General features: G+C 70.4%; 22 protein-coding genes and 1 other RNA gene. 11 read left to right on the top strand and 12 right to left on the bottom strand.

Annotation, left to right across the window (positions count from 1 at the left end; genetic code table 11):
* The first annotated feature begins 4 nt into the window (after positions 1-4).
* The 5 genes from BMZ83_RS04195 to BMZ83_RS04175 all read left to right on the top strand — a co-directional run bounded on the left by BMZ83_RS04195 (position 5) and on the right by BMZ83_RS04175 (position 4,214).
* The gene (locus BMZ83_RS04195) at positions 5-1,165 is read left to right on the top strand and encodes an acyl-CoA dehydrogenase family protein (RefSeq protein WP_074875941.1); all 1,161 of its coding nucleotides are present in this window, start codon (positions 5-7) and stop codon (positions 1,163-1,165) included.
* Between the two features lie 125 nt (positions 1,166-1,290).
* Positions 1,291-1,578, top strand: a complete 288-nt coding sequence (gatC, locus tag BMZ83_RS04190) for an Asp-tRNA(Asn)/Glu-tRNA(Gln) amidotransferase subunit GatC (RefSeq protein WP_074875940.1) — start codon at positions 1,291-1,293, stop codon at positions 1,576-1,578.
* Positions 1,578-2,876 (top strand): Asp-tRNA(Asn)/Glu-tRNA(Gln) amidotransferase subunit GatA, encoded by a 1,299-nt coding sequence (gatA, locus tag BMZ83_RS04185; RefSeq protein WP_074875939.1) that lies wholly within the window; start codon positions 1,578-1,580, stop codon positions 2,874-2,876. Before gatC ends, gatA begins: the two co-directional genes overlap by 1 nt.
* A 35-nt stretch (positions 2,877-2,911) precedes the next feature.
* On the top strand, positions 2,912-3,346 hold the full coding sequence (locus tag BMZ83_RS04180) for a cytidine/deoxycytidylate deaminase family protein (RefSeq protein WP_074875937.1): 435 nt from the start codon (positions 2,912-2,914) through the stop codon (positions 3,344-3,346).
* 67 nt (positions 3,347-3,413) lie between these two features.
* Complete coding sequence (locus BMZ83_RS04175) at positions 3,414-4,214, top strand: aldo/keto reductase (RefSeq protein WP_074875935.1); 801 nt, start codon at positions 3,414-3,416, stop codon at positions 4,212-4,214.
* A gap of 21 nt (positions 4,215-4,235) precedes the next feature.
* On the opposite strand, the gene BMZ83_RS04170 is transcribed toward BMZ83_RS04175, so the two are convergent.
* Positions 4,236-6,503 carry an AAA domain-containing protein gene (locus BMZ83_RS04170; RefSeq protein ID WP_074875933.1) on the bottom strand — a complete coding sequence of 756 codons (2,268 nt, stop codon included), beginning with the start codon at positions 6,501-6,503 and terminating at the stop codon, positions 4,236-4,238.
* Positions 6,504-6,612: 109 nt separating this feature from the next.
* Between BMZ83_RS04170 and BMZ83_RS04165 the strand changes: the two genes are divergently transcribed.
* On the top strand, positions 6,613-8,247 hold the full coding sequence (locus BMZ83_RS04165; protein WP_074875930.1) for a thiamine pyrophosphate-binding protein: 1,635 nt from the start codon (positions 6,613-6,615) through the stop codon (positions 8,245-8,247).
* Positions 8,248-8,292: 45 nt separating this feature from the next.
* A complete protein-coding gene (locus tag BMZ83_RS04160) occupies positions 8,293-8,694 on the top strand; it encodes a hypothetical protein (protein WP_074875928.1) in 402 nt (133 codons plus the stop codon).
* Between the two features lie 78 nt (positions 8,695-8,772).
* Here BMZ83_RS04160 and BMZ83_RS04155 read toward each other — a convergent pair whose 3' ends face one another.
* Genes BMZ83_RS04155 through BMZ83_RS04145 form a run of 3 tightly spaced genes read right to left on the bottom strand, consistent with a single transcriptional unit; the run spans position 8,773 to position 10,643 of the window.
* The gene (locus BMZ83_RS04155; RefSeq protein ID WP_074875926.1) at positions 8,773-9,189 is read right to left on the bottom strand and encodes a desampylase; all 417 of its coding nucleotides are present in this window, start codon (positions 9,187-9,189) and stop codon (positions 8,773-8,775) included.
* Positions 9,190-9,191: 2 nt separating this feature from the next.
* Positions 9,192-9,512, bottom strand: coding sequence for a rhodanese-like domain-containing protein (locus tag BMZ83_RS04150; protein WP_074875924.1), 321 nt, complete (start codon positions 9,510-9,512; stop codon positions 9,192-9,194).
* A gap of 45 nt (positions 9,513-9,557) precedes the next feature.
* Entirely contained in the window at positions 9,558-10,643 is a 1,086-nt protein-coding gene (locus BMZ83_RS04145) for a putative sulfate/molybdate transporter (protein WP_218144678.1), read from the bottom strand.
* Positions 10,644-10,848: 205 nt separating this feature from the next.
* Between BMZ83_RS04145 and BMZ83_RS04140 the strand changes: the two genes are divergently transcribed.
* Both BMZ83_RS04140 and BMZ83_RS04135 read left to right on the top strand, forming a co-directional pair.
* Complete coding sequence (locus BMZ83_RS04140; RefSeq protein WP_241729546.1) at positions 10,849-11,112, top strand: HalOD1 output domain-containing protein; 264 nt, start codon at positions 10,849-10,851, stop codon at positions 11,110-11,112.
* Between the two features lie 186 nt (positions 11,113-11,298).
* The gene (locus BMZ83_RS04135; RefSeq protein WP_074875920.1) at positions 11,299-12,378 is read left to right on the top strand and encodes an FtsZ/tubulin family protein; all 1,080 of its coding nucleotides are present in this window, start codon (positions 11,299-11,301) and stop codon (positions 12,376-12,378) included.
* 6 nt (positions 12,379-12,384) lie between these two features.
* Here BMZ83_RS04135 and BMZ83_RS04130 read toward each other — a convergent pair whose 3' ends face one another.
* Positions 12,385-12,582: a heavy-metal-associated domain-containing protein gene (locus BMZ83_RS04130; protein ID WP_074875918.1), complete on the bottom strand. Its 198-nt coding sequence runs from the start codon at positions 12,580-12,582 to the stop codon at positions 12,385-12,387.
* Positions 12,583-12,632: 50 nt separating this feature from the next.
* Positions 12,633-12,977 (bottom strand): cupin domain-containing protein, encoded by a 345-nt coding sequence (locus BMZ83_RS04125; protein ID WP_074875916.1) that lies wholly within the window; start codon positions 12,975-12,977, stop codon positions 12,633-12,635.
* A 127-nt stretch (positions 12,978-13,104) separates the two neighbouring features.
* On the opposite strand from BMZ83_RS04125, the gene BMZ83_RS04120 reads away from it, so the two are divergent.
* The gene (locus tag BMZ83_RS04120; RefSeq protein WP_074875913.1) at positions 13,105-13,467 is read left to right on the top strand and encodes a hypothetical protein; all 363 of its coding nucleotides are present in this window, start codon (positions 13,105-13,107) and stop codon (positions 13,465-13,467) included.
* A 1-nt stretch (position 13,468) separates the two neighbouring features.
* Here the strand turns inward: BMZ83_RS04120 and fer are convergent, their stop codons facing one another.
* The 3 genes from fer to BMZ83_RS04105 all read right to left on the bottom strand — a co-directional run bounded on the left by fer (position 13,469) and on the right by BMZ83_RS04105 (position 16,143).
* Positions 13,469-14,122 carry a ferredoxin Fer gene (gene fer / locus BMZ83_RS04115; RefSeq protein WP_074875911.1) on the bottom strand — a complete coding sequence of 218 codons (654 nt, stop codon included), beginning with the start codon at positions 14,120-14,122 and terminating at the stop codon, positions 13,469-13,471.
* Positions 14,123-14,202: 80 nt separating this feature from the next.
* The gene (locus BMZ83_RS04110) at positions 14,203-15,252 is read right to left on the bottom strand and encodes a hypothetical protein (RefSeq protein ID WP_074875909.1); all 1,050 of its coding nucleotides are present in this window, start codon (positions 15,250-15,252) and stop codon (positions 14,203-14,205) included.
* A 57-nt stretch (positions 15,253-15,309) separates the two neighbouring features.
* Positions 15,310-16,143 (bottom strand): hypothetical protein, encoded by an 834-nt coding sequence (locus BMZ83_RS04105; protein ID WP_074875907.1) that lies wholly within the window; start codon positions 16,141-16,143, stop codon positions 15,310-15,312.
* 134 nt (positions 16,144-16,277) lie between these two features.
* Between BMZ83_RS04105 and BMZ83_RS04100 the strand changes: the two genes are divergently transcribed.
* Positions 16,278-17,423: an NADH:flavin oxidoreductase/NADH oxidase gene (locus BMZ83_RS04100; protein WP_074875905.1), complete on the top strand. Its 1,146-nt coding sequence runs from the start codon at positions 16,278-16,280 to the stop codon at positions 17,421-17,423.
* Positions 17,424-17,516: 93 nt separating this feature from the next.
* Here BMZ83_RS04100 and ffs read toward each other — a convergent pair.
* The 3 genes from ffs to BMZ83_RS04085 all read right to left on the bottom strand — a co-directional run bounded on the left by ffs (position 17,517) and on the right by BMZ83_RS04085 (position 19,092).
* An RNA gene (gene ffs / locus BMZ83_RS04095) (signal recognition particle sRNA) lies at positions 17,517-17,829 on the bottom strand.
* Positions 17,830-17,905: 76 nt separating this feature from the next.
* The gene (locus tag BMZ83_RS04090; RefSeq protein WP_218144677.1) at positions 17,906-18,628 is read right to left on the bottom strand and encodes a hypothetical protein; all 723 of its coding nucleotides are present in this window, start codon (positions 18,626-18,628) and stop codon (positions 17,906-17,908) included.
* 44 nt (positions 18,629-18,672) lie between these two features.
* Positions 18,673-19,092 (bottom strand): DUF7548 family protein, encoded by a 420-nt coding sequence (locus tag BMZ83_RS04085; protein ID WP_074875903.1) that lies wholly within the window; start codon positions 19,090-19,092, stop codon positions 18,673-18,675.
* Positions 19,093-19,154 lie beyond the last annotated feature (62 nt).

The raw sequence follows: 19,154 nt of genomic DNA, 5'->3' as shown, positions 1-19,154 counted from the left end.
GTGCATGAGCGAGCAGGGACTGCTGGACGTCGTCGACAGCGAGGAACACCGGATGATCCGCAACACCGTCCGGGAGTTCTGCGAGGCGGAGATCGAACCCATCGCACAGGAGATCGAGAACGAACACCGGTTCCCCGAGGAGATCTTCGAACAGCTGGGCGAGCTGGACATGATGGGCGTCCCCGTCTCGATGGAACACGGGGGCCTCGGCGGCGACCAGCTGATGTACGCGCTGGTCACCGAGGAACTCGGCCGCGTCTCCGGCGGCATCGGCCTCTCCTACGCCGCCCACGTCTCGCTCGGCTCCAAGCCGATCGAGATGTTCGGCACCGAGGAGCAGAAGGAGGAGTGGCTGGAACCGCTGGCCGCCGGCGAGGGGATGGGTGCGTGGGCGCTCACCGAACCCGGGAGCGGCTCCGACGCCTCCGACATGGACACGATGGCCGTGAAGGACGGCGACGAGTACGTGCTCAACGGGACGAAACAGTTCATCACCAACGCCAACGTCGCGAACAGCGTGCTCGTGAAGGCAGTCACCGACCCCGACGCGGGCTACGACGGCATCTCGACGTTCATCGTCGACCCCGAGAACGACGACGGGTTCGAGATCACCACCGTCTGGGACAAGATGGGACTCAACTGTTCGCCGACCTGCGAGATCCAGTTGGACGACGTGCGCATCCCCGAGGACCGGCTGCTCGGCGAGGAGGGCGAGGGCTGGGAGCAGACGAAGAAGACCCTCGACGGCGGTCGCATCAGCATCGCCGCGCTCTCGACGGGGGTGGCACAGGGCGCCTACGAGGCCGCGCGGGACTACTCCACCGAGCGCGAGCAGTTCGGCCAGCCGATCTCGGAGTTCGACGCCATCCGGGACAAGGTCGTCGACATGCACCGGAAGATCGAGCGGGCCCGCCTGCTCACCCACAAGGCGGCGTGGGCGTACGATCAGGGCCAGTCCGTCAGCCGCGAGTCGGCGCTCGCCAAACTCGACGCCAGCGAGGCCGCCCGCGAGGTCGCCGAGGAGTCGGTCCAGACCCTCGGCGGCTACGGCTACACCGAGGACTTCGCCCCGCAGCGGTTCTACCGCGACGCCAAGCTGATGGAGATCGGCGAGGGGACCAGCGAGATCCAGCACCTCGTCATCGGCCGCGAGATCGGGCTCTGAAGCCGCGACACGGTCTCTCCTGAATCGACGCCGCCCCTACCGCTGCCGCCGGCTGGGGGCCGAGGCCGGCAGCGGGCTCGGGCCCCACCGAAACCCTTACTCCCGGTCCGGAGCGACCGGAGGGTATGAGCGACGGAGACGAGCCAGCGGTTTCTGCAGACGAGGTCCGGCGGGTCGCGGACCTGGCGCGGGTGGACCTGAACGACGAGGAGGTCGAACAGTTCGCCGAGCAGTTCGAGGCGGTGCTCGCGGACTTCGAGACCCTCGACGAGGTGCCCGAGGTCGAGAGCGAACCCGACCTCGTGAACGTGATGCGTGCCGACGAGATCGAGGACGGTCTCACACAGGAGGAAGCACTCAGCAACGCCAGCGAGACCGAGGACGGCTACTTCAAGGGGCCACGGGTGTCGTAATGGCCGAGCTCAACGCCTACATCACCGAGGAGCGCATCGACGGCGCCGACGACGGCCCGCTGGCGGGCAAGACCGTCGCCGTCAAGGACAACATCTCCACGGAGGGCGTCGCGACCACCTGCGGGTCGAAGATGCTCGAGGGGTACGTCCCGCCCTACGACGCGACCGTGGTCGAACGCCTGAAGGACGCCGGCGCGACGATCAACGGGAAGGCGAACATGGACGAGTTCGGGATGGGGACGACGACCGAGACCTCCCACTTCGGCGCGACCCTGAACCCCGTCGACACCGACCGCGTGCCGGGCGGCTCCTCCGGCGGCTCCGCGGCGGCGGTCGCCGCGGGCGAGGCCGACCTCGCCCTGGGGAGTGACACCGGCGGCTCGGTCCGTGCGCCCGCCGCGTTCTGCGGCGTCGTCGGGATCAAGCCCACCTACGGACTGGTCTCCCGCTACGGGCTCGTCGCCTACGCGAACTCGCTGGAACAGATCGGCCCGATCGCGCCGACCGTCGAGGCGGCGGCAGGCCTGCTGGACGTGATTGCGGGTTCGGACCCGCGTGACGCGACGACCGTCGACGAGGGCGACGACTCGAACTACGCCGCCGCGGCGGACGGCGACGTGGACGGCATGACCATCGGCGTCCCGGTCGAACTCGTCGAGGGCGCCGACGAGGGCGTCGTCGAGACGTTCTGGGACGCCATCGACGAGCTCGAGGATCAGGGCGCGGAGTACGTCGAGGTGTCGATGCCCTCCGTCGAGAAGGCGGTCGCGGCGTACTACGTGATCGCGATGTCCGAGGCCTCCTCGAACCTCGCGCGCTTCGACGGCACGCGGTACGGACTGAACGCGGTCGAGGCGGGCGACTACGACGACCTCTCGGAGGCCGGCAACTGGAACGAGGCGTTCGCGACCGCCCGCGAGGAGGGGTTCGGCCCGGAGGTCAAGCGCCGGATCCTGCTCGGCACGTTCGCGCTTTCGGCTGGTTACCACGACCGCTACTACGGGAAGGCACAGGACGCCCGGGCGTGGATCAAGCAGGACTTCGACGAGTCGCTCGACGAGGCCGACGTGCTCGCGTCGCCGACGATGCCCGTGCCGCCGTTCGAACTCGGCGAGGGGCTCGAGGACCCGCGGACGATGTACCTCGCGGACGCCAACACGGTGCCGGTCAACCTGGCGGACCTGCCGGCCATCTCCGTTCCGGCTGGCGAGGCCGACGGCCTCCCCGTCGGACTCCAGTTTATCGGCCCGAAGTACGGCGAGGAGACCATCGTGCGGGCCGCGAGCGCGCTGGAGTAGCCAAGGCACTTGCGTGGGCCGGGGACTTCTCCCGCATGGAGACTGCTCCCCTCAGCGACAGGGACGACGCCCTCCTCGAGCACGCAACCGACCTGAACCGCGAGACGTTCGACCCGGAATTTTTCGACGGTGCACACATCGTCGCCGCCAGCGTCAGGACCGCCAACGGCGACTGCTACGACGGCGTCAGCCTCCCGGCGAGCATCGGTCGCGCGTCGACGTGTGCGGAACCAGGGGCCGTGAGCGCGGCCATCGCCGACGGCCACGCACACGACGACATCGAGGCCTGCGTCGCCGTGGCGTACCCGCTGCCGGCGCACGACGCCGACGAACAGCGGCCGATCCCGCCCTGTGGCGTCTGCCGGGAGCTGCTCGCGGACTACAACCCCGATATGCGGGTGGTCGTCCCCGTCGAGGACGAAGTTCGGACCGTTCGTGCCGACGACCTGCTCCCGGTCAGACCGTGGTGAGTCACCGCCGAAATCCGCCGCGAAACGGAGTTCTTTACCCCGCCGACTCGATGACGCGCCCACAGCCATGAGTCTCGACCTTCCCGACATCGGCTTCGGTACCTCCGGCGCCACGGGCCACGACTGCGCCGACGCCGTCCGGACCGCGCTCGACGCCGGGTACCGCTTCGTCGACACCGCACAGATGTACGACAACGAGCCCGCGGTGGGTGCGGGGATCCGCCTCTCCGGGGTGGACCGCGATGACGTCGTCCTCGCGAGCAAGATCCTGCCGGACAACCTGGGCTACGAGGACGCCAAGCGAACCAGCCGGGACAGCCTCGACCGGCTCGGCGTCGACGCGGTGGACCTGCTGTACGTCCACTGGCCGACCGGCGCCTACGAGCCCGAGGAGAGCCTGCGCGCGCTGCAGGAGCTCCACGACGAGGGCGTCGCCCGCAACGTCGCGGTCTCGAACTTCACGCCGGCGCTGCTGGACGAGGCCCGGGAGATCCTCGACGCCGACATCGCCGCCCACCAGGTGGAGTGCCACCCGCTGTTCCAGCAGGACGAACTCCGCGCGTACGCCGCCGAGCACGGCCACACCGTCGTCGGCTACTGCCCGCTCGGCCAGGGCGAGATCTTCGACACGCCCGAGCTGCAGGCGGTCGCCGAGCGCCACGACACCACGCCCGCGGCGGTCTGCATCGCCTGGGCGGTCGAGAAGGAGGCGCTGGTGCCGATCCCGCAGTCGACCGACCCCGACCACATCCGCGCGAACGTCGAGGCCACCGAACTCGACCTGACCGACGACGACGTGGCCAAAATCGACGGCATCGAGGAGGAGCGTCGGCTGGTCGACCCCGACGCCGCGGCCTGGAACCAGTAGCGACGACCGTCGCCCGATCTCTCACTGCGACGGCCCCTGGATCGAGGGGCGCCGAAGCGACAACGCGTCTCCGAGCGCCGCGTACACGTCGGCACAGGACTCCTCGGGGGACTGGTGGTCGCCGACCGTGCCGAGGGTCTCCCAGTCACCGACGACAACCAGTCGGCGCTTCGCCCGGGTCAGCGAGACGTTGAGTCGGCGTTTCCCCTCGTCGCCGAACGTCAGGAACCCCGAGGCGTTCCGGTCGTTCGAGCGAACCAGCGACAGCAGGATCACCGCCCGCTCGCTGCCCTGGAAGGAGTCGACAGTGTTGACCTTGATCCCGCGCGTCCGCACGTCGCGGTCGGCCAGCGCGTTCTGGATACAGCCGATCTGTCCGGTGTAGGGCGTGATCACGCCGATATCCGACTGGGCGACACCCCGTTCTCGCAACTCCGCCACTTCCTCGGCGACGATCTCGGCCTCGGCCGGGTTCCGGTACGACTTCCCCGAGGTGCGCTCCTCTCCTTCCGCGATGTCGTAGGCGACGAGCGAGTCCATCCCGTCGATCGTCCACTCCCGGTTTCGCTCGGCGGTCTCCAGGTCCCCGTCGTAGAACGCCCGGTTCGGGAACGCGACGATGTCCTCGTGCATCCGGTACTGGCGGCGGAGCATCGTCCGAACGCCGTCGTCGTACGTCTCCAGCAGGTGCTCGAACAGCGACACCTCGACCTCCCGTTGCTGGAGTTCGTCCGACGCGAACGGGGGGAGCTGTTTGTGGTCGCCCGCGAGCACCAGTCGTTCGGCGCAGGCGTAGGGAATGGTGCTCGCCGGGATCGACGCCTGCGTTGCCTCGTCCAGCACTGCGATGTCGAACTCGTCGGCGTCGAACTGGCTGGCCATGCTGGTCGTCGCCCCGACCACGTCCGCCCCGGCGACGACGCCCTCGGTGTACCGCTCCTCGATGAGTTCGCTCTCGGTGTGGCCGACGCGGTGGATGTCGATCTCCTCGCGGTCGTCGTCGACGGCCATCGCGTGGAGCGTCCCCGGGTCGGGGTCGGCGAGCGAACTGGCGCCGACGAGCAGGTTGTCGACCGCCTGGTTCGAGTGTGCACAGGCGAGCACGCGCTGGCCGTCGGCGACCGCCTGCTGCACGACGGCCATCAGGGTCCGGGTCTTCCCCGTCCCCGGCGGCCCGTGGATACAGTACACGTCCCGTGCCCGGAGCGCCCGCTTCGCGGCGGTCTCCTGAAACTCGTTGAGGGCGAGTTCGGTGTCGAGATCGACAGTGAACTCCGGTGTGAACCCCAGCGGCCGTTGGCCGGTGAGCACGTCCCACTTCTCGGGGGAATCTCGGACTGCCTGGATCCCTGCCCGCTCGCGGTCGTACGGGACGCCGTTGAGCAGCGCGAGCACCGAGAACACCGCACGGTCGTCCCGGAGATAGCGCCGGAGCTCCGCGGAGCCCGGGCCGCGATCCTCGAAAAACGAGAGCCCGACCGCGCCGTCGTCGACGGTCGCGACCCGTGCCTCGGCCGGGAACGGCGTGTCGTCCACGTCGACCCAGACGTTCGAGGCGTCGGGGTTCGGCAACAGGAGCACTTCCGAGTCGGGGTAGATGCCGTGCTCGCCGGGGATGTCGAAGCGCCGCTGGTCGTCCTCCTCGGGGATGGTGAACACGTCGACCGTGCCGTCCGAGTCCGTGACGCGCTGGCCGGTGTAGATCGTCTCCCGGATCCCGCCTTCCGTCCGGCAGACGTGTCGATACCCTCGTTCGGCCAGCATCTCCCGGGTGTCCTCGCGGTCACGTTCGCGGAGTTCCTCGACGGTGCCGACGAGTTCGTCGGCAAAGGCCGCACGCTCGTCGGCGTCCATCGTCCGGACCGGGTCGGCACGGACCGCCGATTCGGCGTCCGATTTCCCGACGTAGGTCGGCTCCGTCGACGGCTCGAACGCGCCGGTCCAGAAGCGGAGCTGCCAGCCGAGCGTGGTGTCCCCGATCGCGCCCGGGTCCAGCCGTGCCTGCTTGCCCTTGCTCGCGTCGTGGTAGACGTACGACGGCGCGAGGCCGCTCGGGCGGTACTCAACGTACTCGCCGGTCAGTTCCGCGGAATCGGTCCCGTGGAGTGGGAGCAGGACGGTTCCGTCGTCGGTGACCAGCGAGTCGTACGCCTCGAGGCGTTCCCGTGCGTCCCGGATCGGCGGTTCGTCCGCGTCGTCGGGGAGCGGGTCGACCCCGGTCGTCGTGTGGAGGGATGCGCCGTCGTCGCCGAGAAAGGCGGCCACGGCCGCGTCGAGGAGATCCGGCATTCGGGTGGAGGTGGGGCGTGTTCAGTGATAAAGTACGGGTCGACGGCGCCGGCCGATCGTCGCTCGAAGTGAGATACAGTTTTCCCCTCCCCGTGCGCCACACCCAAGCATGACTCTCGCCGCCGCCGTCATCGACCGACTCGTCGACAACGGGATCGACACCGTGTTCGGCATCCCGGGCAAGCAGACGCTGCCGCTGAACGAGGCCATCGACGGCCGCGACGACGTGCGGTTCGTGATGGCCCGCCACGAGACGGCTGTCTCCCAGCAGGCGTGGGGGTACGCCGAGATCTCCGGTCGGCCCGCCGCGACCGTCGTCGTCCCCGGCCCGGGCGACATGAACGCGATGAACGGGCTGAAGAACGCGTACAACGACAACACGCCGCTGGTCCACATCGCCGTCGAGACCGACCCCGAGGTCCGCGGCCGCGACGGCATCCACGAGACCCCGCCCGAGACGTACGACACCGTCACCAAAGCCAACCGCGTGGTCAAGAACCCGGAGGGCGTGCTCGCGGAGGTCGAACGCGCCGTCGAGACGGCGACCACGGCGCCGAAGGGCCCAGTCCGACTCGGAATCCCGAAGTCGTACCTCCCGGCGGCGACCCCGAACGGCGGCGTCGGCGACGGCGGGGAAGGCGAGGTAGTCCGGCCGCCAGCCGCCAGCGTCGCCGACGCAGCCAAGACCCTCGCCGACACCGACGCGCCCGCGATCATCGCCGGCGGGGGCGTCCGGACTGCGAACGCGAGCGAGGAACTGCGCAACCTCGCCGAGCGCTACGACGCCCCCGTGCTGACGACGTACAAGGGGAAGGGCGTGCTCCCGGAGACTCACCCGCTCTCGGCGGGCGTGCTCTGTGGCGCGACCACCCCGGAGATCCACGAGTACGTCGCCGAGGCCGACGCGGTGCTCGCGGTCGGCACCGACTTCGACGAGCTGGTCACCCGGGGACGGACCCTCGAGATCCCCGGGGAGCTGATCCACGTCACGCTCTCGCCGGACGACCTGGGGACGAACTACGACCCGGCCGTCGGGATCGTGGCCGACGCCAAGCCGACGCTCGCGGCGCTGAACGGCAAGCTCCCGATCTCCGACCACGAGGCCGAGGCAGTCGCGTCACGGCTCCGGGAGTCGGTCTCGCGTCGCGTCGACGACCTGGTGGAGGGTGAACCGCCGCTCACCTCCCCCGGCGCACTGCGAGCCGTTCGGGAGGGCGTCCCCGAGGACGCCGTCGTCGCCGCCGACGCCGGCGGCTTCCGGATCTGGGCGCTCACCACCTTCCCCGCGATGGGGCCGCGATCCTACGTCAACCCCGGCTCGTGGGCGACGATGGGGAGCGGCCTCCCCTCGGCGCTGGGCGCGCAGGCCGCAAACCCCGACAGCGACGTGGTCGCGCTGACCGGCGACGGCGGGCTGATGATGGCGGTCCACGAGCTCCACACCGCCGTCGCGGAGGGCCTGCCGGTGACGACGGTGGTCTTCCGGAACGACGACTACGCGATCATCAGCGAGGGCGCGGAACGTGAGCACGGGCTCCCCCAGGGCACGTACGCGTGGGGCGACGCGCCGATCGACTTCGTCGCGCTCGCGGAGTCGATGGGGGTCGGCGCGACTCGGGCCGAGACGCCGGACGAGGTGCGCGAGGCCGTCGCCGACGCCGTCGACGCCGACGAACCGCGGCTGGTCGAGGTGCCGACCGATCCCGCCGAACCGCAGGCAAGCGACTACCTCTCGGGGAACTAACCGGGCGCCGTCAGGGCTTTCCCCGCGAGCCGCCTCGGTTCAGGTATGAGTTCGACAACCGACGGCTCCCGCGACGAGCCGCCCTCCCTCCCGGTCCGGGCGGCCTGGTTCCTGCTGATCGGCTGGTGGGCGACGGGGATCTGGCTGGGGATCGCGTGGTTCCTCAACGTCACCATCGTCGGCCTCCCGCTGGGAATCAAGATGATCAACGCGACGCCGAAGGTGCTCTCGCTGAAGGAGCGTGACTTCGTCGACACCGAGGGCAACCCCGGGAAGCAGCGCTACGGACTCGTCGTCCGCGGGGCGTGGTTCCTGCTCGTCGGCTGGTGGGCCAGCGGGCTCTGGACCGCCGTCGCCTACGCGTTCACGCTCAGCATCGTCGGCATCCCGATCGCGGTGATGATGTACAACAAGCTGCCGTTCGTGGTGTCGCTGTACGAGTACTGATCCCGTCGGCACGCGGTCAGCCGACGAGGACTACTGACGCGCTGGGCGGCACGCTTTCGGCCGCACAGGGCGAGCGGACTACTCGGGCCGCAGCGCCACCGCTTCTCGATCGAACTGCTCCCCCGTCCAGCGCCACGAACCCAGATACGGTCGGTCGCCGGGCACACAGATCGCGTAGGAGTAGCCCGGCCACGCCGCGCGCTCGGCGTCGGTCCGGCTGGGAACCGGCGGGCCCTCCGGGTGGCTGTGGTAGAAGCCGACCACCTCCCGGCCCGCGTCCTCGATCCGCTCGATGATCGCCAGCTGTTCCTCGGGGTCGATCCGGTAGCGGGTCCGGGGGTGGTCCGCGACGTTCTCGGCGCGGTGGACCGCGTCGACGCGTGCCGTCCCGTCGTCGGTCCGTTCACCCGCCAGCACGCCGCAGACCTCCGCGGCGCCGCCGGCCTCGGCGTGGGTGAGTATCTCGTCGTAGGCCGCCCGGGAGAGCACCAGCACGCTCAGGCGTCGGCCTCGACCTCGCCGTCCCAGGTCTCCATCCCGCCCTGGAGGCTCCAGACCGACGACCCCTCGGCGCCCTCGAAGCTCTCGATCAGCCGGACCGCCTGCAGCGACGCCTGCCCGATCTCGCAGGCGACGACCACCTCGTCGTCGAACTCGATCTCGTCGATCCGGGTCGGGAGTTCGGTCATCGGGACGTTCTCGGCGCCGGGCAGGTGCCCCCGCTCGAACGCCGCGGGCTCGCGCACGTCGATCACCTGTGGCTCGTCGCCGGTCTCGAGTTTCCGCCGGAGCTCCTCGGGAGCGAGTTCGTCGGCCATTACCGGCGGCTACGCCGTCGAGGCCCATGCGGCTTTCGGCACCGGTTACAGCAGGCGATCCCGGGCGACCCACCAGCCGACGCCGACGACGAACGCGAGGCCGACGTTCGTCGCGAGTCCGATCGCGCCGACCGCGATCGTCGTGGGAAGGTGGTCGCTCCCGAACGCCGACCGGCCGAGTTCGAGCGCCACGAGCCCGAGTACGACGCCCAGGACCGCCATCGGGAACGCCGTCACCACGGCCGTCCCCAGCGCGGCGACGCCGTAGATCCCGCCGAGCAGGACGTTTGCGCCCGCAGTCCGCGCGCCGAAGGCGTACTTGCCGGCGACGCCGCCGCTGCCGTGACACATCGGGAGCGCGCCAAAGGGGACCGCTGCGAGGTTCATCGCGCCCATGCTCGTCGCGAGTTCGTCCGGCGTCACGTCGGCGTCGAAGTACTCGGAGAGCAGGAGCGACGTCGCGACGGCGGCGTTGCCCACGGTCATCGCCAACTGCGCGGCGGTCGCCTCGGCGGCCGCACGGGTGAGCCCGCTCGGATCCGGGAACGCGAGCCCCAGCGAGGGGAGCGACGGCGCGGGGACGCCCGTGTTCGCGAGCGCGACAGCCAGCCCCAGCGCGAGCACGACCAGGGCGCTCGCGCGCCTGTAGCCCGCGATGACGACGATCCCCGCCGCGGCGACGCCGGCGAGTGCAAGCGTCGGGTCGCCGAGCCCGAGTTCGAGCCCAGTCTCCAGGAGGATCAGCGCGACCGCCAGCTGGATGCCGCGGGTGACCGGCTCGCCGACGTAGCGCGCGAGCCCGCTCAACGCGCCCGTCGTGCCGACGCCGACCAGGACGACTCCGGCGAGCAGCCCGGCGATCAGGAGTTCGTCGACGCCCAGCACGCCGCCGATGGCCAGCGCCGCCAGCGCCTTCATCGGCTCGACGGAGATCGGGAGCCCGTACCACAGCCCCCAGACGATCTGGAACGCGCCGAACCCGAGCAGCATCCGCGCCAGCGAGAGCTCCGTGAGCGCGCCGACCGCGACGACGATGGGGAGGACAGTAACCGAATCCCCTAACGCGCCGGCCAGCTCGCGGTGGGAGAGAGAGAGCTCTCGCCAGCGCGAGATTCGGGTGGCTGTTTCCACTACTGCACTCCTTTCGAGTCCACCCGTATCAACGTTCGGACCCTGGCATCTCGGACGTTCCCGTCGTCAACTCTGGGTAGTTACGTCTGCCGACCGTGATGCCGGTTCTAAACGGCGTTGATCCCGGCTCGGACGGCGAACAAGTATGAGATCATTTATGTATGTCTGACGGGTGTTTTTGGCGGTGTGTGTGATGGTACCCCATATGGAGGGAGATCCCGAATCGGTCGTCGATCGGGTCGTGAAGTCGGTCGCGACAACGACGGAAACAGACCCGTTGGAGCTGCCGCCGCTGTACGACGCGATCGATCCGGACGCGCTGGCGGGCGTCGTCGACGGGATGAATCGCGGGCACGTCGTCTTCGCGTACGCCGGCTGTACGGTCACTGTGACCGATGAGGGCTCGATCACCGTCGACCCCGACGGCGTCGGCTACCGCTGTGCGGAGTCGGCTTCCGTCTCCGACTGAGCGGCTTCGACCGCTTGGAGCCGTCCGCCGGTTCGGGCGACCGTCCCGGCGTGTCCGTCCAGAACCCCCGGTAGCCGTCGGATCCCTCTCGTGCCCCGACCCCACACGAGCGGGCCGGGGCGTCCGGATCGCCGGCGCCGGGCTGTGCGACGAAGCAACTATGCCCTCGGCGCGTAACCTCGAAGCGTGAAACTCGCCGTGCTCGGCGTCGGCGGTGCGGGGGGACGGTTGGCCGCGGCGCTGGCCGCCGCCGAACCCGACGAACGTCCGTTCGTGGCCGCCGTCGCCGCCTTCGACACCGACCCCGAATCGCTCGCCGACCTCGACGTCCCCCGGGAGCACCGCCACGCGTTCGGCACCACCTCGCGATCGACCGGCGACGCGGCGGCCGTCCGCGCGGCCGCGGAGTCGAACGTCCGGGAGCTCAGCCGGGCGGCCACCGACGCCGTCCCCTCGACGGCCGACGCCGTGCTCGTCCCCGTCGGCGTCGGCGGGGCGACCGGCGCGGGCGCCGCACCGATACTGATCGACACGCTCAGGGACGCCGTCGATCGCCCGGTGTACGCGCTGACCGTCCTCCCGGGCGCTGAGGAGGCGGCCGCCGCCAACGCCAGGGCCGGCCTCCGCGGCCTCGAGGCCACAGCCGACACACAGCTCCTGTTCGACAACGCCGGACTCGACGCGCCCGCCGAGCGTCCGCCGGACGCGGAGGCCGCTGCCGCCTACGAGACTGCCAACGGGACGATCGCCGAGTGGACCGGCGCGCTGTTCGGCGCGGGGGAAGCCGCCGACGCCGCGGCGGTCGGCGAGAGCGTCGTCGACGCCAGCGAGATCATCGCCACGCTGGGCGAGGGCGGCTACGCCACGGTCGGCCACTGGCGCGAACAGGTCAGGGAGCCGCCCTCGCTTCTCGACCGACTGCTCTCGAAGGCCGAGGCGCCGGACGGGATCGAGAGCTACAGCACCATCGAGACCGCGGTCCGGCGCTCGCTGTTCCGTCACCGCTCGGCCGAGGCCAACCTCTCGCGTTCGACGCGGGCGCTGCTGGTCACGATGGGGCCGCCGGCGTGGCTCAACCGCGAGGCCATCGTCGACGCCCGCCGCAGCCTCGACGAGGCGATCGGGGGCGGCGGGGTCCGCGGCGGTGACACGCCGATCGAGGACGGCATGGACCTGATCGTGTTGTCGGTCTGTGCCGGCATGGATCGGCCCGACCGAGTCGCGTCGCTGATGGAGGCCGGTGCTGCGTCCGCAGAAAACGACTGATAGGGGTTAGGCGACCGTGTACCCGGCGTCCTCGATCGCGTCCGCAACCGCGTCGGTGTCCACGTCGCCCTCGATCTCGACCGTGTCGGTCGTGTTGTCCGCCTCGACTGATTCGGCGCCCTCGAGCGCCCCGACCGCGTCCTCGACTGTTTCCTCGCAGCTTCCACACGCCATCCCTTCGACGGAGAGAGTCGTCTGTGCCATAGCGAACGGAAGGGGCGGAGCGGTGGAGAACGTTTCGGTCGCCGAGGTGGTTACTCCCGATCCGTCCAGAAGTCGAAGCCCCGACCGGGCGCGAACACGTCCAACCCGACCGCGCGCTCGTCGCTCGCGTTCTCGACGCGGTGTGACTCCCAGGACTCGAGGTGGACCGAGTCGTTCTTCGACAGCGTCACCGACTCCGCCTCGGTGTGGACCGTGAGCTCACCCGCCAGACAGACGCACACCTGCTCGTTCTCGTGGTCGTGCATCGGCGAGGAGTGCCCCGGCGGCTTCTCGAACCACTCGAAGGTGAACTGGTCGCTGCCGGCGAGCGCGCGGCGCTGCCAGCCCTCGTCGGGTTCGTACGTCTCGGCGTCGTCGAACGCTACGTACTCCATGTCCCGTAGTCGGCGGGCGGGCACATCACTGTTGTGCGTCCGGCAGGGGCGTTCACTTTCGCCGTTCCCTTCACTTTCACTCCGGGGATGGCTCACTCCCTTTAGGCTGTGCTCCCGAGGGTGGTGTATGGCTACTCGAACGCGTACCACGACGCCGTTCGACGCGCTCGTCCGGGCGCTGCGCCCGCGAACCCCCGACGTGAGCGTCCGCAAGCGCACGGCCGACCTGCTGTTCGACGCCGACGTTGGGAACCGAACGCTCGTCGGCGTGCTGGCCGGCGCCGACGAGGCGGTGTACTACTCCGACCGCACGCGCTGTGTCGCGGCGGTCCGGATCACCGACGTCGGCCCGGACCTGGGCAGCGCCCGCCCGCTGGGCCAGGCCGTCGACGACCCCGCCCGCGCGTTCGACCACGTCGACGCCGACTGGGCGTGGACGAACCCGGCCGTCGAACGGCGGCGGAAACACCCCGCCGGCGGGCGCCGGTAGCTCAGAACTGCTGGGAGGGCAGGCGGAGTTCGTCCAGCCCCGGCAGGTGTTTCACGTTGTACACGACCTGGAGCTCGTCGCTCCGCGGCCGACAGAGACAGGAGAGGCGGATCCCCTCGTCGACCATCCCCTCAGGGAGCACGTGGCTCTGTGCCATCTCGACGTCCCCCTCCCGGAGCAGCACCGCGCAGTTCGCACAGGCCCCGCCGCGACAGGCGTACGGCCACGCGAACCCGCAGCGTTCCGCGGCCTCGAGCAGCGTCTCCTCGTGGTCGACGAGCAGGCGGCCGTACTCGCCCGGCCCCAAGTCGGCGTTCGACGCCACCTCGAACAGGTCGTCGTCGTCGATCTCCCAGCCGTGGTCGGCCAACACCTCGTAGTCGAGGTACTCCATCCGCGACGTGCCCGGCGGGGGACCCTGTGGCTCGCTGGTGGCTGCAGAATCGTCTCCGTCGGTCGTCTCGGTGATCGACCCGTCCTCGTTCACCTCGACGGTCCCGTCCCGGACCGCGGCGTAGGCCTGCTGCAGTCGCATGAACGCCTCGCGGGAGCCACCCTGGTCCGGATGCGTCTCCTTCACGCGTCGACGGTAAGCCCGGGAGATCTCGGCGTCGTCGGCGTCGGGATCGACGCCGAGCACGTCGAAGGGATCCACACGCGGGTTTGCTCGTCCGCGGAGTTAAGCAGAACGAAACCGGGGTTCGGACCGCCACCGCGCGTGTGGGATCGCGGGGTTCAGTCGTCGTCGTCGGTCGGGACTGGCTGGTCGTCGACGGCCCCAGGAACCCCCGCATCACTCGGCGGTGTCGACCGCCCCGTCCCTCCGGTCGGCGCGTCACCGACGATCCGGGCGAACGCCTCGCCCTCGGGGGGTGCGTCGGCGGACGTGTCCCCGGAGGCTCGCGACGCCTGAACCGTGTCGCGAACGTCCCGCGCGGTCGCCGGCTCGACGCCGGTGAGGCGCCACGGGTTCCCGGCCTCGTCACCGTCGTCGGGCCGGAGGCTCCGCGGGAAGGAGCCCCCCTCGGCCGGCTCGTCCTGGCCCGATCCCGCATCGTCGTCGGTTCCCGACGCGCCTTCGCTCCCGCCGATCGGCGGATAGACGCCGGTGTCCGGCGCCTCGGACTCCGGTGTCGTGTCGGCGGCGTCGACGGTGTCTTCGGCGGCGAGTCCACCGTCGTCACCACCGAACACGCGGCCCCCGTTGGCGGCCTCCTCCGGGTCGGGCCAGTCGGCCTCGTCGTCCAGTTCGAGCCTGTCGTCGGCGCCGACGCGCTGGCCGACGCCGAGTGCGTCCGCGATCCGCTCCCGGGTTGCCTCGACCCGCTCGGCGTCGGCGTGGCCGGCGGCGGGCTCGTAGTTCTCGACGCGCACGTCGAGCACCTCGGTCGCGAGCTGGTGGAAGGCCACCATCGACTTCACGGCGGTCTCGAACTGCCGCTCGCGCTTCTCGTCGACGGCGCCGTACTCCGATCCCCGGATCGCGTCGAGTTCGTCCACGGCGTCCGAGAGCGTCGACTCCAGTCGGTCGGTGGTCTCACGGAGCGCCGCCACCTCCTCGGCGAGGTCGGCGACGCGCTCGTCCCGCCGCTCACTGGCTCGGTCGTCGCTGCCGGCCTCGAGCCGCTCGATGCGGGCTTCGAGCGCCGCAAGCCGGTCGCTCTCGTCGTCGGTCGGCGACGACGCGTCACTCTCGGTCGACGCGTGCTGTTCGGCAGAGTCGTTCCCCCCGATCGGTCGCGGCTCCGTCGCGTTCGACGGTCCGTCGTTCCCGCGTTCCCCCATTACGTCACCGGATACTCGAGCGCGACCTATAACGTTACGCCCGGCAGACGGCGCGGCCTACCGGCCGATGCCACAGCCCGAGACGGTGTCGCAGTCCAGGCCCTCCGCCTCGAGCGCGTCGATGAACTCGTTCATCCCGATCGCGTCGCTGGCGATGTGGCCGGTGACGACGAGGTTCTTCCCCGTGTCGCCGTACTCCTCCCGGAGTTCCGCCGTGTCGCCGGCGCCGACGTGGATGTAGAGCACGGTGTCGACGCCGTGGTCGAAGTAGGCGCTGGCCACGTCGCTGCCGCCGTTGGTGCCCGCGGCGTGGTGGATCGCGACCTCGCCGAGGTCGTTGTCTCGCTCGCCGAGCCGGAGCTCCACGTCGGTGATGGCCTCCTCGATCTCCGGGATCTCGCCGAGTTCGTCGGCGAACTCGCCGACCGTCGCGTCGTCATCGAGGTCGTCGGCGACCTCGCGGAAGCGGCGGCGCCCGAGTTCGTCCGGCGCGAGGTGGACGTTCATGTACGGGATGTCGAGATGCTCGGCCATGGAGGGGTCGTGGCGGTAGTTCGCGCTGTGGCCCGCGTGCTCCATGCCGGAGATGATGCCCGACGCCGCCTCCTCGGCGCGCTCCTCGGGAACGCCGTGGGCGGTCATGAACTCGACCTGCTTGTCGAGGACTGGGGCGAAGTTGACGCGCGGATCGCCGCCCGGCGGGTGGTGGGCGAGCACGAGGTCGTACCCCTCGCGCTCGGCGAGCTGGATCTCCGGCGACTCGAGGTCGATCCCGACCAGCGCGGTTTCGAGGTCGTCGCCCGAGACGTGGATCCCGCTGTCTGCCGGCACCTCGTCCCAGCCGACGAGGTCCAGACTGATCTCCATGATCTCCGCCGTGGATAGTGCCATACCCCCTCTCCCCGCGGCGTCGGTGAAAAGCTCCCGAATCCGGCACGGTGCGCCGACGGCGCTCGCAGTCGGCGAAAATCGGCAATCCGGACACGAGCCGACAGCGCTTTTCCCGCGCGGGCGAACGGTCAGCCGTGAACGCTTCACTCTTCGAACCGCTCACGCTGCGTGAGACGACGATCCCGAACCGCGTGATTGTGTCGCCGATGTGCCAGTACTCCTGTGACGACCGCGACGGGCTGGCGACCGACTGGCACCACGTCCACCTCGGGAGCCGCGCCGTCGGCGGCGCCGGCGTCGTGATCGCCGAGGCGACCGCCGTCGAGCCCCGCGGGCGCATCTCGCCGGAGGACCTCGGCATCTGGAGCCAGGAGCACGCCGACGCGCTCGCCCCGACCGCCGAGTTCATCCGCGAGCAGGGCAGCGTTCCGGCGATCCAACTGGCCCACGCCGGCCGGAAAGCCAGCACCCGCCGGCCGTGGGAGGACGGCCCCCGCCTCGTGAAAGAGGACGAGGGCGGCTGGACGCCCAAAGGCCCCTCCGACGAACCTTACCCCCGCGACGGAGCGAACACGGCGCCGACCGAGCGGATGGATCAGGACGACATCGAGGACGTGATCGACTCCTTCGTCGACGCCGCCGAGTACGCGCTGGACGCCGGCTTCGAGGTGCCGGAGATCCACGCCGCCCACGGCTACCTGCTCCACGAGTTCCTCTCGCCGGTGAGCAACGACCGCGACGACGCCTACGGCGGCGACTTCGAGGGCCGGACGAAGCTCCTCCGGGAGGTCTGCGAGGGCGTCCGCGAGGTCTGGCCGGACGGGAAGCCGATCTTCGTACGGATCTCCGCGACCGACTGGCTCCGGGACCGGGACTCGTGGGACGTGGCGCAGTCGGCCCGCCTCGCGAGCGAACTCGGGGAGATCGGCGTCGACTTCCTCGACGTGTCCTCCGGGGGCATCCACCCCGACCAGGAGCTCCCCCGGACCGGCCCGGGCTACCAGGTCCAGTACGCCGAAACGATCCGCGAGACGCTGGCCGCGGAGGACCAGACCCTTTCGGGCGACGAACTGGCGGCCGGCAGTGACGGGATCGCGGTCGGCACCGTCGGCGGCATCACCGACGCGACCCACGCCGAGGCGCTGGTCGGCAACGAGCGCGCCGACGCCGTGCTGCTTGCCCGTGAACACCTCCGGGACCCGTACTTCACGCTGCACGCGGGCCGCGAACTCGACGCCGAGAACGCGCCGGAGTGGCCGGACCAGTACAAGCGGGCCTGAGCGGCCTGCACAGTTCAGAATTTCCCAACAGTCTACGATTTCTTTGACGTGTGAACGGCGAGCCGTCGGCTCGGGAACTGAGAACGGAATGAATGGCGGACGGGCCGGGGTTGCCCGGCGTTCCGACACGGGGAGTCTCGGTTGCCTCCTCCACCCCGCGGCCCGACGAGCGACGGGCGTCCGACGGTGGGCTGCTCGCTTCCGCGCCTGACCCAGTGTCGTCGATGAACCGCGGCGGATCGCCCCTGCGGGCGAGCGTCGCGGACCGCTGTCCCCGGCGGACGAGGCTTCGACGTCGGCTCCCGAGGCCCGCGTCGGTCTGACCGGACGAGCCCGGGGTTCGGTCCCCCCTGAAGACTATCTCGGGGGTGACGAGCGGGGCCTAACCGCCCGACCTAGTCCACCTACTAGTAATGCGGTGGGACATAAGGCCCTTTCGGGACAGAGATCCCCACGCGGGACGCCGCGTCGACCGCTGGCACTCAGAGTTCGACGGGTTCGAGCGTCGCCTCCAGTTCGTCGACGTGCTCGTTGTAGGCGTCGACGAACGCCGGGAACTTCGGGACGAACCGGCGCACGTCCGAGGCCGCGGGCGGCTGGTACTGCGAGACGAGATAGACCCCGTCGCTGCCCCCGACACGGAGGTAGGAGACGCCGTCACGGTCCCAGTTGAGCTCCCAGCGCAGGCCGTCGATCCGCTCGGCGTACGTGCCGTAGTCGCCGCCCTCGAAGCGGCGGAGTTCGCCCGCGATCCGGTCGCAGACCCCCTCGACGCGGTCGAGCACGCGTCGGCGTTCGGCGACGGCGTTCTCGGTCGTTCTGGCTTCCGGGAAATCGGTCGTCACGTCCGCGAGCGTCTCCTCGGCCGCCTGGACGTACTCGTGGTAGGCATCGACGAACGCCGCGTAGTCCGAAAGCGCCGCGGCGAGGGGCTCGGGGTCGGGCTGGCGCTTGGTGGAGACGACGTACACCGCCGAGCCGCTCGTGGGGTCGAACTTGAGGAAGTCGAGCTCGCCGGCCTCGTGTTTCACCGTCCACTCGCCGCCGGGCGTCTCGAACGTCTCGCGGCCGTAGTCGCCGCCCTGCAGGCGGGCGAGCTGGTAGGCGATCCCCCCGGCGTGGTCGGTGACGGCGGCGACGACCTCGTCGCGCTGCTCGGCGATCGCTTCGGCGTCGGTCGGGTCCACCGGTGGCCAGTCGGTCACGGTCGGGGTAGATCAGTCGGGAGGATAACGGTCGCGGTCACGACTCACAGCACCGTCCGGGCCTGCAGCCCCGAGACAGCCGTCAGCACGATCGCCCCGCCGAGGACGGCCCAGCGGTGGTTCTCGATCCAGGCGTATTCCACAGGGAAGCCGAACAGGACTGTCGAGTCGAGGGTGAGCACCCACGCGACGGCGGTCAGCACGACGCCCAGCGCGACGACGGCGCCGACGCCCGAGAGCGTCAGCGCGTCGGTGTGTGGCTGCCCGACCGAGAGGAACACGACGGCGGCGACGACCGCGAGCAGGCCCACCGCGGTCAGCCCGAACGGGCCGGCCGCGTAGTAGGCGCCGATGGTGGCCCCGGTCCCGGTCACCAGCACCAGCGGCGCGAAGACGACGACCGCGACTGCGGCGGCGACGACCGCGGCGAGTTTCCCCGCGTCGGCGGGGTCGGAGAGGTTCATGGCCGGTGGTGGCGCCGGCGCGGCCATAAATCGCTCGTGTTCCGCGAAGGGAAACGCGTAAG

The sequence above is a fragment of the Halolamina pelagica genome (genome assembly GCF_900115675.1).
In the GTDB taxonomy this organism is placed as follows: Archaea; Halobacteriota; Halobacteria; order Halobacteriales; family Haloferacaceae; genus Halolamina; species Halolamina pelagica.
Note: the sequence above shows the minus strand (reverse complement) of the source record. Positions and strands in the feature narration are given on the sequence as shown.